Consider the following 13,730-nt stretch of genomic DNA (forward strand, 5'->3'; position numbering starts at 1 on the left):
CATCATGTCAAAAATTGACTATTTTGTACAATAGACTTCTACAGAAATTATGATTTTATCACCGTAGAACAGGCATCTTGCCAGAAATTATGATTTTATCACCGTAGAACAGGCATCTTGCCTGTATTTTTGAGGATTTCTAATATGTCAAAGTATATCACATTGTTAATTAATTTGTAATAAGGTTTTTAACCCTTAATTTTCGATTGTTGATATAAATTGAAAGAAAACTATAGTTTATGATTTACCATTGATAATTTTCTATGGAAAAGGTACTGATAACCGTATTAGCACTCAGTGCCTAAGAGTGCTAAATTTATATATGGTGAATCAATATCTTAAATTAAAATATATATGTCTAAGATCGTATCATTTAAAGAAGAATCCAGAAGACATTTAGAGCAAGGGGTTAACTCTTTGGCTAATGCTGTTAAAGTAACTTTAGGACCTAAAGGTAGAAATGTACTATTAGAAAAAAAATTCGGTGCGCCTGAAATCGTCAAAGATGGTGTCAGTGTTGCTAAAGAAATCGAATTAGAAAGCCCTTTACAAAATGCAGGGGCAAGATTAGTCAGAGAAGTTGCGTCTAAAACTAAAGACATCGCAGGAGACGGTACAACCACCGCTACGGTTATCGCTCAAGCTATGATTCACGAAGGCTTAAAAAACGTTACCGCAGGGGCAAATCCTGTGGCTTTACGTCGTGGTATCGACAAAGCTGTGGCTTTCTTAATCAAGGAAATTGGGGTAATTGCTCAACCCGTAGAAGGTGAAGCTATTAGTCAGGTTGCCACAGTTTCTGCGGGAAATGATGAAGAAATCGGCGAAATGATTGCTTTAGCTATGGATAAAGTCACTAAAGATGGTGTTATCACCGTTGAGGAGTCTAAATCTTTAGCTACTGAATTAGAAGTAGTGGAAGGTATGCAGATCGATCGAGGTTATGTATCCCCTTACTTTATCACGGATCAAGAAAAGCAAATTGTCGAGTTTGAAAATCCCCTTATCCTTGTCACCGATAAAAAAATTAGTGCGATTGTTGATTTAGTACCCGTATTAGAAAATGTAGCACGTTCTGCTCGTCCTTTATTAATCATCGCTGAAGATGTGGACGGTGAAGCCTTAGCGACTTTAGTAGTTAACAAAGCCAGAGGGGTTTTAAATGTAGCCGCCATCAAAGCTCCCAGTTTTGGCGATCGCAGAAAAGCCGCTTTAGAAGATATTGCCGTCTTAACAGGAGGGCGAGTTATTTCTGAAGACATCGGTTTAAGTCTCGATACCGTTACCCTCGATATGTTAGGTAAAGCTCGTAAAATTACGATCGAAAAAGATAATACCACGATCGTGGCTGATGGTGGCAACAGTGCCGATGTAGAAAAAAGAGTTGCTCAAATTCGCAAACAATTAGCGGAAACCGACTCTGACTACGATGCAGAAAAATTACAAGAGCGTATCGCTAAATTAGCTGGTGGTGTGGCAGTTATCAAAGTAGGTGCGGCTACGGAAACCGAATTAAAAGAGCGTAAATTGCGCATTGAAGATGCTTTAAATGCCACTAAAGCGGCAGTAGAAGAAGGTATTGTACCCGGAGGCGGTGCAACTTTAATTCACTTATGCTCTAAATTAGGTGCTTTTAAAGATACCCTCACCATCGAAGAAGAAAAAATTGGTGCTGAAATCGTGATGAAAGCCATCGAAGCTCCTTTACGTCAAATTGCCAATAATTCTGGTGTGGAAGGCTCTGTAGTAGTAGAAAAAGTCAGAGAATCTAGTGCTAATATTGGTTATAATGCCCTCACTGACGAGTATCAAGACTTAATTAAAGCGGGAATTGTTGATCCTGCTAAAGTTGTACGCATTTCCTTACAAAATGCAGGTTCGATCGCAGGTTTAGTCATCACCACCGAAGCCTTAGTAGTAGAAAAACCCCAACCCGAAGCCCCAGCCCCCGATATGGGCGGTATGGGCGGTATGGGTGGCATGGGTGGCATGGGTGGCATGGGAATGCCCGGCATGGGAATGATGTAATCCATACTTGTAAGGTGGGCAATACCCACCTCCCTTTGACAAAAAAAGATGAAAACGAGACAGAAAGACAAGAATAGAACTTATGTATTGAAAAATAACTAAAAAACTGAATACTTGTTTCCTTGAAAATGGTTGAAGTATCTAAGTTTGGGAGGCTTAATAGCCTCTTTTTTTTTGTCTGTGAAAATAGAATTATAAAGAGTTTCCGTCCCCTTACGGGGTAAAGATGGAGTTTAACTTTCTTGATGATCAAGCAATCATTAAAGACTATGAAGTTTCCGTCCCCTTACGGGGTAAAGATGGAGTTTAACGATGGGAGTTATCCTGATTGAGCGTGATTCGCTTGAGATAGGTTTCCGTCCCCTTACGGGGTAAAGATGGAGTTTAACTACGAGGACTTGAGAGCAATCATTCACGAAAAAGAAGGCAGTTTCCGTCCCCTTACGGGGTAAAGATGGAGTTTAACTAGGAAAATATATCTTAGGCTTGTCTGATAATGATGTAGAAGCGTTTCCGTCCCCTTACGGGGTAAAGATGGAGTTTAACCCTACCCTTGGAAACCGTTGCCCTACCTTGCTTGTACAAGATGTCTGCGAGAAACTACAGTTTCATGCTTAACATTTCTTAACATTATTAAGTTGTCAAGGTAAAAAAGCTATTTCTAGGACAAAAACTGAAATTAAGTCTAATATCAGAGTGAATCTGCGTAAAAAAAATAACTTATCTTGTTTTTAGTCTTTAAAACTCTCTGTTACTATATTTACCTAACTGCGACAAATTTACAAGTCAACTTAACATTTCTTTACAAAATTAGGTAGTCGGGAGATTCATAGGGGGGGTTATCTTTGACTCCATAAATTTTTGTTTTTTGCTTTGCTGAGGCATCTAGGGGATAAATCCGCAGACTATCCTCCTGTAAATTCAAGACTTTTAACCATCGAGTTGAGAGGAGATGTTCTAATTTTTTTGTATCTAAAGGGCATTCAAACACGGAATATTGTACTCTTTCGCAGTGTTGCTCTAATAATTTCGCCAGTTGAGTACGTCTTTTGTCGTCTCGTACGTCATAACAAATTAGCCAAAGTTTAATCATGTTTAACAAAAGTTACATAAAATAGAATTGTTATTCACCTATTTGCTCACTTTCTTTTATAAACCACTGTTGTAATTTTTTCTCAGTAATTATTCCACTAGCTAAGGCTTTGATTATGTTTACTACTTCTATTTCAGAGGCTTTGAATTGATAACCATTGAGCATTAGAAAGGTAACACCAGCAATAAAACCAGTTCTTTTATTACCATCGATAAAAGGATGATTTTTAACTATGCTAAAGGTATAAATAGAAGCTAGGAAAGGAATATTCGTAATTTGATGGTAGTGATATTGATTTTGTGGACGCATTAAAGCTGACTCTAGTAAACCCTTATCCCTTATGCCATCCGCCCCTCCATGTTCGCTGATTTGCTCTTGGTGAATGGCTATAACTAAACGCACTGATAACCAATGAATTTTCATTTTGCTAACTCTCGTAAGGCGTTGCGATATTGTTTCATTACCTCTCGTGCAGTTTCCATTTCTTGTTCAAACTCAGGATTATAGGGGGTAATTTCAAAGCCGTTGGAGGTAGGAGTCAGATAAAGATTATCCCCTTTTTCGATGTGCATTTTTGCTAATACTTCTTTGGGTAAAACAATCCCCGTAGAATTGCCGACGGTAGTTACTTTTAGCTTAAACATTGTCTTATTTAATCTTAGTTATAATTAATATTGTAATGTAATAAATAGGTAGTTTACTGTTATTTAACAAAAAAAGGTTCATAATCTAAACTTGATTCTAGTAAACATCGGGCTAACATTCGGGCTTGTTCGAGAAATATTTGATTGAGTTTCAGTTTACGATTTTGAGGAGGATATAATAAGTATTGGTTCATCCTTTCTTCTAATTCTCGTAATAATAATTTTTTGGCGGTAATGCCTAGCCAGATTCCCTCTCCATCAGGGGAAGGTTGAAAATCAGCTATGTCTAAGGAGTGAGAACTATTGTGCGTTTTCGTAGTCTGTTGATTTCGATCGTCAATGCAGGATAAATACAGGCAAGATGCCTGTTTTACGAATTATGATCCCCCCTAACTCCCCTTAAATAAAGGGGAAACTTAGTTGAAATTTCTCACAAAACAAATAATTTAGGGGGTCTTGTGGACTTGTCTGTAAGGCTAGTGCCGTCCTGTGAAGCAGAAACTCTTAATTGCGAAGTTAAGAAGCCCACATCTGTACCGTTAGGTCAGTGTGGGAGATGTCACGATTACGATATTAAGTCAAGTTGAGGAAATAAATCCGCTAAAGTTTGCGGTAACTTTTGGGCGTATTGATGTAAAATTTTACTGGAAAATTGCTCGGCATTCATTTGACAATGGGCGATGTTATTTCTATTTCTTCCTAATTGTGACCAAGTATCATCTAGTTGTTTAATATCGTTAACGTGTTTAGATATTTCCTGTTCATATAGTTTAATTCTTTCGGGATTATTGCCACTAATAGCGTTTAGTTGATTTTCGATATTTTTGCGATCGTCTTTATCTAAATAATTTGTATTTTCTAAGATGGCTAAAGTTGTGACTAACCATTCTCTTGATAATAAAATTGCTTGAGTGCCTAAGCCTTTTTCTACATACCATTTTATTAATAAATAATGTTTTTTGATGATCAGTTGATAGTCTGATTCGGCGGATTTTTCGATGGCAAATTGGGCGTAATCTTGTTCAATTTTATCGATAATTAGTTCAAAGGGTTTGGCAAAAATACCAACTTCTTCTCTTATTTCTTTCCCTGACATTCTTTTAAGTTTCTGAGCAGATTCTAACAATTCTACGGGGCGAATAAACTCTATATTTTCTGAAATAGTTGCGATCGCACTGCCAAAATTTCTTAATTTGTTGGGTTTTATTTCTTCTTTTTTAGCTTTACCTGATTTGAAAAAATCTATCTGAATATCTGCTAATAATTGTCCTAATTTTTGAGATGATCCCGTATTAATAAATGTATCGGTAGCGGTTAACCAATCTAGTAGTTTAATGGCAGGAGTTAAATCAAATATAGGGGATTCGTTTTTTTCTTTGTTATATTGTCCATAATAAACACCTTTTATATTCACATTTCGGGCTTTTTGGAGGAAGGCAGAGGCGAGTAAAACAATGACGGGGATCGATCGAAAAGCGTGGGTAATGTCAAAGATAATTTCGCTATTTTCTGGCACTGATTCTACTACTTTATCAAATAATTCCCATAAATCTTCTTCTTTTGTGCCTGAGGGTATTTCAATATAGGATAATTCAAATTTATCATTGATTTTATTTTTTAGTTGCTCTCCGTGAGCTTTTGTGGCTTCTTTGGTAGTAAAAACTTTGATTTCTTTTACTTTAAAAAAGTGGGCGATGGCATCGATAACATATTCAGTTTCATATTTTTGATCTTGCCATGTATAAGAGGTTAATTCGTATTTGCCAGTACCGATAAAACTTAGTAAAATCATAGTAAAAATAGCTCTCTTAGTGTGAGTATATAAATTATTGGTTAGGAAAAGGTGTCAGGTTGCTGGTGTCGGGTGTCAGGTAAAATAAAAACTGTTAATTGATCAAAATCTACTTTTTACTATAGCTTTTTTTATAGTTTATTTTGTTGTGTGTTGAAAGATGCGATCGTCATAACTGTTAATATCTCCTTAGAATAAATGTCCTAAACGTTCTCTTAATTCTCGCATGGCTTGTTCTAAATGTTGTTCATTATAGCCTGTAGTTTCGATCGAAACCCCCATTCTATTATCTTTATCTTGGTATAAATGAAGCCAAAAAATATAATTATTATCTTGAGTTTTATAGTTAGATAATCTAAAATTATTACGAGGAGCTGAAAATGCTTTTTTATCGAAATAAACGTTATCAATCCAAGGAATTTCTGAGAGAATTTTTTTAGCTTTATTCCATGTTTTAGGACGATGATGTTGTACTCCTTCTTGAAGATTAAAAATATCGTTTCTATCCCTTGTGGAATGGGGTAATTCTGCTTTATAATTACCATAACTAACTTTACCGTCAGTAGATAAAAAAGGAAGATAAATTAAGCTCTTATACTGTTCATGAATATAACAAACAGGCACTTGATAAATATTTCCTGCCAATGCCATAATCATGGATTCAGCTTTAAATCCTCCCGTTGCCGCAAGAGTAACATTTCCTTTAGCATTTTTGATTAATTCTGCTAATAAATTAGCCATTTTTTCTAAAACATTACCGTTAACATCTATCTCATAATTAACCTCTGGTATTTGTTGAATTTTAACATCTTTTTGACCTAACTCAGTGAAAAATAAGCGTAAAATTTTGGCACATTCTTCTCCTGATTTAGTGGCGGAGTATAATAAAATTATCTCATCTTTTGCTTGTAAATTGAGATGATAAAATGTATTAGTTTCTGCACTAATTAAATCTAAATCTGTGGCTTTCATCCATTCGATCGCACCTTCGATATTTGCGATTACTAATTCATTGCCAAAAGTATTTTTGTTATGCCAAGGGCGTTTTTTTTCAAGGGGTAAGTTAATATCTTTATTAGTTCTTAAAGATGTACCCACAGTCATGATAATTGTTTCCATAATGATAGTATTTAAGATTAATTAAAAGTAGTTAAAAATGTGTTACCCATACCTAAACGAGTTTTTATACCCGTGCCACAGTAATTAGAATAATGAATTAAAAGATTAGCTACATTAGCTAATAAATCATCAACTCTTACAGGAATTTTAAGACGAATTTCTCCTGTAAAACCTGTTATTTTCTGTTGACTGATATAATGTTGACGACTATATAATCGATAATAACTAAGATAAATATTTTCTGATAAATATTGTGTTAATTCATCTCCTCCTAAATAAATATTGCAAAAATAATTCCATTTATCTAACCAACTACGAAACATTAAACTAGGGATAGGTAACGGTAATTTTGTCTTTCCTTGGGCGAAGGAAGTCGGAGTTAAAAATTGAAGATAATATTCCTTAATTCCTGGGGGATCATTTGCGACTAAATTACTGTATAATTCCTCATAGGAAGTTATTTGATTTTCTCTATTAATTATTTCAAAATTAACGCCTAAAAAGTCTAAAGATGAGTTTAACTGTACATTTTTAATACCATGACTAGCATTAGTTTCTAAACCAGATAATGAAAAATAGTATTCTTCATCGGGAGATAAACAGTAAAAATCCCCTTCCTTTTTATAGTTGCCAATTATTCCCGAAAAAGTTATCTCAGGAATAGCAATATTCAGAAAATCTAAGGACATTTTTTGATATAAATTTTTAATCAAAACCAGATTATAAGCACAAGGTAATAGGATTAATTTATTTACTTTTAATGTCCATTTTGATTTGATTAACATTTATATTTTTGTTGAATTTTTGATTGAGTATAGTTTTATAATTTCGTGGGCAATGCCCACTCTACGTTTAAATAATTTTTAACTTTGCCCAACCGGGTACATAACGAATATTTCCCTCACGATTAAGGATTGTACGACGGGATTTTGAAGCTTCAAAATTAGGGGCTTTTAAACCACAAGTATCTCTTATTTCTGCTCTTAAATCATCATCGATTAACCAATTAATTGTCGTACCTCCCATACCTGTACCCCATCCTAATCTTAATTGATAAGGACATTTTTCTTCCTCATAAAAATCTCTAATTATCTCAAAATCTAAGTTTTTTCCTTGATGGTTATTATCGTTAATATTATTCCAATAATCATATTCTCCATCCCATTGAGTTTGACTAAATTCCTGACAAATGTTCATTAATTCTTCCAAATTATTAAAGGGTAATCTCATATTCTGATTATGGTTAAACCAAGATAACATTTCTAAGTCAAGATTAATCGTAAATTCAGTACGCACATTAAATATCATTTCTGTATATAAGGAGGCTTTATATTTAGCATTATTATCTTGAAAATGACTGGAAACAATTACTTCGGTGGTAACAGGAATATTATAAGTTTTGCTTTTTCCTGTTTTTTTATTAGGTATTTTTTTCTCTAGTAATGGTAAAGAATCACTAATATTTAAAGCTCTTAAAAAGTCGGTATTGGGTCCTGTTCTTGGGTTATAATTTTTATTGTTATATTTGAGGGAAAAATTCTCAAATAAATCACTCATAAATAGTCTATCATCGGCAAATTTTGCTTGTCTTCTTAATTCTCCATTATCGATTCTTTGTCTTAATTGTGCTTCTATTTGACTAATTCTTCTAGGAGTATTATAGGTTTCTTGGTGTTTAAGTAGAAAAAATGCGATCGAACTTCTGATTGCACCTTTAATACTACTACCGGGTATATAAGGCTCACCAAAACCGTTGCGAATCATAGGGCGTAAGTCAGTAATTTTACCATCAACCCATTTACGACTAATACCAATAGGGGGAAAAATCAGATTACCGTAATCATCGGTTAAATTATGCCAATTTTCGTCAATATCGTCTAAAAGGGGTTTAATATCTTCTTTATCTTCGATTTTTTGGATATACTGGTGTAATTTACCCCTCTGTAGTAAAACTCTGGCTAAGGCTTCCTGATTAGGCAAATAAACCTTGCTTGATGTCTGTATATATTCATAGGGATTAAGTTGAGAGACAGCTCCACCAATTCTTAAAATGGGTGTGGTTAAACGTATCTTGGCGGTTTGATAGTTTTTGGTGAAGGTTAGGGGTTGTAAAGTGGTTGTAGTCATAATTACTAGGATATAGACGTTAGTTGGGCTTGAATCGGTAAAGATAAAGAAATACCGCTACGATAAACTCTATGAACTTTTTTAAAATCAGTAGGTGTGACAGTTGAGCTGAATCTGCTTTTAAATGGGCATCTCTGACGATTAATCGAGCGCTGTAATTTCGCCCTTTGATTTTGACGTATTCTGTACCCTCGATGGTTTTTGTCTGCTTATAATCGAGTTGTTGACTATCGGCAACGGTTTTTTCGATCCAACAATCCTTCCCTGTCGAACCAAAAACTCTACTTAATTCGCAGGTTTTCGCCCCTTGAAACAAGACTAAATTACCTTGCACATCACTATAACCAGTTTCTACATCATCACTTTCATAACGGTATGTACCACTTCCTCCCGAACGGTTGAGGGGTTTATTCAACATTCTTTCTAAGAGCGATCGCAATTTTCCCTTAATGGATGAACCGGGTAAATATGGTTGTAAGGTAATAGGGTCTCGAATCACTGGTTTATCTAAACCACCTATATCAAGGTTTTCTGCACCACCTCCGATATGTAATCCTGTTTTCACAACAATATCACTTTTGATGATAATTTTACCTAATAAATTTCTTTGGGGTTTGTCGATAACTTGTGCCATAATTTATTTTCCTCCTGCGGCTTTATGATAGGCAATGATAGACTCGATAAATTGAACTAAACGATCGAAATCATCTAAGGATTGAACCTTGTCGATGACTTGTGCCATAACGTCACTTAAGGGTTTAGCGGCATCCACCCTAGCGGCGGCGTAAGCTAATTTGGGCTTAAGCAAGACAATTTCAGGTTCAACTAATTGAAATAAATCTGTTTCACTCTTGTTTTCTCCCCCTTGAGTTAGTTTAACTTTGAGACGATTAATTGCGTCTAAAAACTTGCGAATTTGGTTAGTTTCTAAACGTTGATTTTTTAAAAATCTTCCAAATTCTTCGGAATGATTAACTAAATCTCGGATAGGATACTCTTTAAATGTTTTTCTGTCTTTTAAAGTGTTTAAAATTGCTTCTTTACTGTTCATATTTGTGGTATTTTGAGAAGAATTTTGCCCCTGATTATTATTTTTTGAGGGAGAATTTTCTGTTCTCACTTTATTCTTATTAGGAGGTTGATTTAAGTTTGGTTTATTCATATTGGATTATGATTATTTAAAGGCTAAAAATATCTTGAGGTTTAATCCGAATTTCGGGGAAAACTCGTGAGGAAATTTGTCCCGTATCTAGGACTGATATTTCTTCATACATTCCCTCTTGTAACTGCAAAATAGTCATTGTTTCTCTATTAGGATCGACAATCCAATATTCAGGAATACCCATAGCACTATACTCACTTCTTTTATAGCGATAATCTCTAATTTCCGATTCTGGACTAACAATTTCTATGACTAATAAAGGAGGTGTTTCTAATACCGCAGAAATTTTTAAAATTTCCGTCAGTTGTGGTTGATTAATAATAGTTAAATCTGGCAAACGAGAGCGTCTAATTCCTGTCCTTATTCCTATACCCTGTAAGGCATACCAATCTAATTTTAAGCGATTTATTTCTCCTTCAATTAGTTTAGTTAATCGATTAATAATTAAGGCATGAAATCCTGTGGGGGGAGTCATTAAATTTAATTCTCCTTCAAACAATTCATACTTATTATCCTCATTATTATACTTTAAATAATCTTCAAAACTAACTTTTTTTTCTATTAAAATTTCCATTATTACCTCCTCTTTATGATGAACGATTTAATAACTCTAACCAAGGGGCGATCGAGCTATAATAACGAGCATTGTAAGGACTTTTCAAAGAACTTTTAATAGGTTCAAATTGAGGATCATTTTGAATATGACTAGGCAATCTAGCCAAAGTATAAGCTATTTTTGGTAAGTGTAAAAAATATTTGACATCATCAATTTCTTGAGAATAAGTGAGAGTTGCTTTTTTCTTTTCTACTTCCTTAATTTTCTGTTCTTGTATTTTAGCGGTTGCCAATAAATTTTGAACAAAATTGCGAGAATAGCTATCTTTTATGTTTTGTAAAGCATCGACAAAAGGCTTAACACCGAATAAACTTAAAGAAACATTACCCCCTAAATATTCCCTCAAATTATCATCTATTTCTAACTGATTAACATTAATATTTTCTTTCCCTAACCATTCTTCCCACTTAAAAACTTCCCCAAATAAACCTAAACTATCTCTACCATTTCCCTTAGCTTTTTCTTCCGCTTCTCCCGACTCATTAGCAGATTGATAGAGGGGATATTTTGCCCCTGCAAAACTAATTCCAGCGGATAAAGTAACGCTAGGATTATTACCCGTATATTCTCGAAAAGATTGATAAATTTGAAAGGCAAAGTCTATCACTTCATCCCAAACACCGCTAATAAATAAATCATCTCCTCCTGCATAAATAAATAGTAAATTATAATTTTTTTCCGTTGCTAAAGTATTCAAATAAACCTTGAAAAAATAAGTCATTTGACGGGATAAACTAGCTAAACGAGGTAAATTTAATTTCTTACCTAAACCTTGAGCAAAAATTTTACCTAAATTGTCAACATCCATGCGTAAATAAGCAACCCTCGCAATTTTGCCCGATTTTCTGGCAATTTCCGTCATTTCACTGGCAGACATAAAACCTGATTCATTTTCTAACTCAGTTTTTTTGCCATAATTACCTAGTAAAATAGGCTTAATTTTCTCTTGTTTATAATTAGCTAAATCCCAATTATTAATTAGAAAAATTGTCTCTGCATTATCCACAGATAAAGCCTTATTAATACTCTCATAAAGATAATATTCATAACCGGGTAAAACAATTTTATTCACCCTTTCGGTTCGATCGAATATTCTATTTTTAGCTCTTTTTACCCTCACAATAGCCTTAACTTTAAACAGACGACTTCCCAACTCAAACATGGTGCGACATACCCAACAAGCGGAGGAAGAATCGAGATTATGAGGGTTTAATGGTTTTAATTTTACTTGATCATCTCGATGACAAACTTGGCAAGATTCATAACTCGGTTTTGGTGTTAAAAAATCTCTAATTTGATTACTAAATTTTTGTTGTTTTTGACTTCCTAATTTTTGAGGAATTTTCTGCCAATATTGCGATAATTGATCACTACTTAAACTATCCACAGGTAAAGTCACATAGTCTAAAGCTAAAAACATTTTACCCTGATAACTTTTGCTAAACCAATCATTAAAACGAGCTTTAATAATATTACTTATTCTTTGATTTTCTTCGTGATTATCATTCGTTAAAATATAAAGATTTCCTCCTCCAGCATAAATGATATTAGTGGGAGGTAAATTTAATTCTGTTAATAATTGTTGAGTTATTTCTGCGGTAACTAATTCAAGGAAAAAACTTCTTGCGCGTAAAGATTTTAATGCACCATCGGCAGAAATTGTATAGATAAAATTTTGAATACCTGATAAATCCCCACCAATTAAACCGATGTTGTCAGCAGAATGATTATTATTTAAACTAACAGCTATCATTGCTAAAGATTTAATGAAATCATTATAAGCAATATCATTTTCCCCATAACTAATGTGAGATCCAATTTTTTCTAAACATAAATTTAATAAAGATAAATTGCTTAAATCTTCATGGTTTAAATGACTAATTATCTCTTTTGCTTCTATTTTAAACTTACTAATATCAGGAATATCTGAAGTAGGTACGGGAAGAATCGGGAAACTATTTTCGATAACAATAGATGGTGAATAATGAGTTTTTTCTTGTGATTTATAATTCTGAATATGAATAGAATCAAACAGTAAATTTAAAGGTTTAAATTCTGATTCTTCTTTCCATGAAATAATCTCTTTAGCCTTGATAATTGACTGATGTTGTATCAATGGTAACGAAGGAAAATCTAACTCTAGCCACTGGGCTAATTTTTTTATCCCTTCTTGTAAAACTGAAAGGGCAATCTGATGATTTGTTACTTCTGTATTATTCATTTATTAGCTTGAGAACTTTAATCAAATTATTCAAGGTTGGCTTTCTGAAGATAAGTGAAGAAAAAACACTATTCAAATTTTACAAAAAAAAGTATATTTTCAATTATTATTGTAAGATTTCTTAATATTTAATAGGGATTATGACACAGATATAGTTAAAATCATCCAATTTGTTCGATCGTACCATAGCCACCATAACGTTTTTTGAGCAATGACTGAGAGTATTTTGAGATGTCCAACGTCGATCGACCTTAACAGATCAACAAGATTTACAGTAAAATCAAAACTAAATCTAATAATATGGAGAAAAAAATTATGAGAATTATTCAAACAAAAGGAACTATTAATAATGGTGAAATAACTGTAAAAATATCCGAAAAAATTAGCAGTGGGGAAGTAGATGTGGTCATTATTGCTGAAAAAGAACCTGATGAATTTGACCTTCGCCATCAAATCTTAAAAGAAAAAGGTTATGATAATTGTGATAAAATTTTAGACCTAATTAGGGATATAAAACTAGAAATGTTAGAAGAAAAAATAAATAATCAAAATGCTTAAACTTAAACGTATTTTCTTAGATAATAATATTATTTATATGGCAAAGATCAAGGTGGAGAAATTATATCAAATATTTGGCGTTGGCTCAATTTAACCTCGATTATTAATATTATTAACAGCTATTTATTTTATAAATATAACTTATTAAAACGTCCTTACGGGGTAAAGATGGAGTTTAACATCTGCTTCATGTATCTTAAAGCATCCTCTAACACTGTTTCCGTCCCCTTACGGGGTAAAGATGGAGTTTAACGCTACCCTTGGAAACCTTTGCCCTACCTTGCTTGTACAAGATGTCTGCGAGAAACTACAGTTTCATGCTTAACATTTCTTAACATTATTAAGTTGTCAAGGTAAAAAAGCTATTTCT

At 33.6% G+C, this 13,730-nt stretch carries 14 protein-coding genes and 1 CRISPR repeat array; of the genes, 2 read left to right on the forward strand and 12 right to left on the reverse strand.

Going from position 1 to position 13,730, the window contains the following annotated elements:
* Positions 1 to 354 precede the first annotated feature (354 nt).
* Positions 355 to 2,028, forward strand: coding sequence for a chaperonin GroEL (gene groL / locus ACN4EE_RS11520; RefSeq protein ID WP_431706589.1), 1,674 nt, complete (start codon positions 355 to 357; stop codon positions 2,026 to 2,028).
* A 201-nt stretch (positions 2,029 to 2,229) separates the two neighbouring features.
* A CRISPR array of direct repeats spans positions 2,230 to 2,574; the repeat unit is 37 nt; unit sequence GTTTCCGTCCCCTTACGGGGTAAAGATGGAGTTTAAC.
* A gap of 256 nt (positions 2,575 to 2,830) precedes the next feature.
* Here groL and cas2 read toward each other — a convergent pair.
* The 12 genes from cas2 to cas10 all read right to left on the reverse strand — a co-directional run bounded on the left by cas2 (position 2,831) and on the right by cas10 (position 12,802).
* The gene (gene cas2, locus ACN4EE_RS11525) at positions 2,831 to 3,121 is read right to left on the reverse strand and encodes a CRISPR-associated endonuclease Cas2 (protein ID WP_017295912.1); all 291 of its coding nucleotides are present in this window, start codon (positions 3,119 to 3,121) and stop codon (positions 2,831 to 2,833) included.
* A gap of 30 nt (positions 3,122 to 3,151) precedes the next feature.
* On the reverse strand, positions 3,152 to 3,544 hold the full coding sequence (locus ACN4EE_RS11530) for a type II toxin-antitoxin system death-on-curing family toxin (protein ID WP_431706590.1): 393 nt from the start codon (positions 3,542 to 3,544) through the stop codon (positions 3,152 to 3,154).
* Positions 3,541 to 3,765, reverse strand: a complete 225-nt coding sequence (locus tag ACN4EE_RS11535; RefSeq protein ID WP_431706591.1) for an AbrB/MazE/SpoVT family DNA-binding domain-containing protein — start codon at positions 3,763 to 3,765, stop codon at positions 3,541 to 3,543. Before ACN4EE_RS11535 ends, ACN4EE_RS11530 begins: the two co-directional genes overlap by 4 nt.
* A 59-nt stretch (positions 3,766 to 3,824) precedes the next feature.
* Positions 3,825 to 3,959 (reverse strand): hypothetical protein, encoded by a 135-nt coding sequence (locus ACN4EE_RS11540; protein WP_431706592.1) that lies wholly within the window; start codon positions 3,957 to 3,959, stop codon positions 3,825 to 3,827.
* Between the two features lie 371 nt (positions 3,960 to 4,330).
* Positions 4,331 to 5,557: a TIGR02221 family CRISPR-associated protein gene (gene csx2 / locus ACN4EE_RS11545; protein WP_431706593.1), complete on the reverse strand. Its 1,227-nt coding sequence runs from the start codon at positions 5,555 to 5,557 to the stop codon at positions 4,331 to 4,333.
* A 189-nt stretch (positions 5,558 to 5,746) separates the two neighbouring features.
* Positions 5,747 to 6,676: a putative CRISPR-associated protein gene (locus ACN4EE_RS11550; RefSeq protein WP_431706594.1), complete on the reverse strand. Its 930-nt coding sequence runs from the start codon at positions 6,674 to 6,676 to the stop codon at positions 5,747 to 5,749.
* A 17-nt stretch (positions 6,677 to 6,693) separates the two neighbouring features.
* Positions 6,694 to 7,461 (reverse strand): CRISPR system precrRNA processing endoribonuclease RAMP protein Cas6, encoded by a 768-nt coding sequence (cas6, locus tag ACN4EE_RS11555; RefSeq protein ID WP_431706595.1) that lies wholly within the window; start codon positions 7,459 to 7,461, stop codon positions 6,694 to 6,696.
* Positions 7,462 to 7,528: 67 nt separating this feature from the next.
* On the reverse strand, positions 7,529 to 8,803 hold the full coding sequence (gene csm5, locus ACN4EE_RS11560; protein ID WP_431706596.1) for a type III-A CRISPR-associated RAMP protein Csm5: 1,275 nt from the start codon (positions 8,801 to 8,803) through the stop codon (positions 7,529 to 7,531).
* Positions 8,804 to 8,822: 19 nt separating this feature from the next.
* A complete protein-coding gene (csm3, locus tag ACN4EE_RS11565) occupies positions 8,823 to 9,437 on the reverse strand; it encodes a type III-A CRISPR-associated RAMP protein Csm3 (RefSeq protein ID WP_431706598.1) in 615 nt (204 codons plus the stop codon).
* 3 nt (positions 9,438 to 9,440) lie between these two features.
* Entirely contained in the window at positions 9,441 to 9,965 is a 525-nt protein-coding gene (gene csm2 / locus ACN4EE_RS11570) for a type III-A CRISPR-associated protein Csm2 (RefSeq protein WP_431706599.1), read from the reverse strand.
* A 16-nt stretch (positions 9,966 to 9,981) separates the two neighbouring features.
* Positions 9,982 to 10,539: a Uma2 family endonuclease gene (locus ACN4EE_RS11575; RefSeq protein ID WP_431706600.1), complete on the reverse strand. Its 558-nt coding sequence runs from the start codon at positions 10,537 to 10,539 to the stop codon at positions 9,982 to 9,984.
* A gap of 13 nt (positions 10,540 to 10,552) precedes the next feature.
* Positions 10,553 to 12,802, reverse strand: coding sequence for a type III-A CRISPR-associated protein Cas10/Csm1 (gene cas10 / locus ACN4EE_RS11580; protein WP_431706601.1), 2,250 nt, complete (start codon positions 12,800 to 12,802; stop codon positions 10,553 to 10,555).
* A 315-nt stretch (positions 12,803 to 13,117) separates the two neighbouring features.
* Here cas10 and ACN4EE_RS11585 point away from each other — a divergent pair, with 315 nt between their 5' ends.
* The gene (locus ACN4EE_RS11585) at positions 13,118 to 13,360 is read left to right on the forward strand and encodes a hypothetical protein (protein ID WP_431706602.1); all 243 of its coding nucleotides are present in this window, start codon (positions 13,118 to 13,120) and stop codon (positions 13,358 to 13,360) included.
* The last annotated feature ends 370 nt before the right edge of the window (positions 13,361 to 13,730 follow it).

It is taken from the genome of Geminocystis sp. CENA526 (assembly GCF_050753365.1).
In the GTDB taxonomy this organism is placed as follows: domain Bacteria; phylum Cyanobacteriota; class Cyanobacteriia; order Cyanobacteriales; family Cyanobacteriaceae; genus Geminocystis.

Bases quoted from the DNA above. Each gene is read 5' to 3' on its own strand.
- groL (WP_431706589.1), top strand. From the start codon at position 355: ATGTCTAAGATCGTATCATTTAAAGAAGAATCCAGAAGACATTTAGAG.
- cas2 (WP_017295912.1), bottom strand. From the start codon at position 3,121: ATGATTAAACTTTGGCTAATTTGTTATGACGTACGAGACGACAAAAGA.
- ACN4EE_RS11530 (WP_431706590.1), bottom strand. From the start codon at position 3,544: ATGAAAATTCATTGGTTATCAGTGCGTTTAGTTATAGCCATTCACCAA.
- ACN4EE_RS11535 (WP_431706591.1), bottom strand. From the start codon at position 3,765: ATGTTTAAGCTAAAAGTAACTACCGTCGGCAATTCTACGGGGATTGTT.
- ACN4EE_RS11540 (WP_431706592.1), bottom strand. From the start codon at position 3,959: ATGAACCAATACTTATTATATCCTCCTCAAAATCGTAAACTGAAACTC.
- csx2 (WP_431706593.1), bottom strand. From the start codon at position 5,557: ATGATTTTACTAAGTTTTATCGGTACTGGCAAATACGAATTAACCTCT.
- ACN4EE_RS11550 (WP_431706594.1), bottom strand. From the start codon at position 6,676: ATGGAAACAATTATCATGACTGTGGGTACATCTTTAAGAACTAATAAA.
- cas6 (WP_431706595.1), bottom strand. From the start codon at position 7,461: ATGTTAATCAAATCAAAATGGACATTAAAAGTAAATAAATTAATCCTA.
- csm5 (WP_431706596.1), bottom strand. From the start codon at position 8,803: ATGACTACAACCACTTTACAACCCCTAACCTTCACCAAAAACTATCAA.
- csm3 (WP_431706598.1), bottom strand. From the start codon at position 9,437: ATGGCACAAGTTATCGACAAACCCCAAAGAAATTTATTAGGTAAAATT.
- csm2 (WP_431706599.1), bottom strand. From the start codon at position 9,965: ATGAATAAACCAAACTTAAATCAACCTCCTAATAAGAATAAAGTGAGA.
- ACN4EE_RS11575 (WP_431706600.1), bottom strand. From the start codon at position 10,539: ATGGAAATTTTAATAGAAAAAAAAGTTAGTTTTGAAGATTATTTAAAG.
- cas10 (WP_431706601.1), bottom strand. From the start codon at position 12,802: ATGAATAATACAGAAGTAACAAATCATCAGATTGCCCTTTCAGTTTTA.
- ACN4EE_RS11585 (WP_431706602.1), top strand. From the start codon at position 13,118: ATGAGAATTATTCAAACAAAAGGAACTATTAATAATGGTGAAATAACT.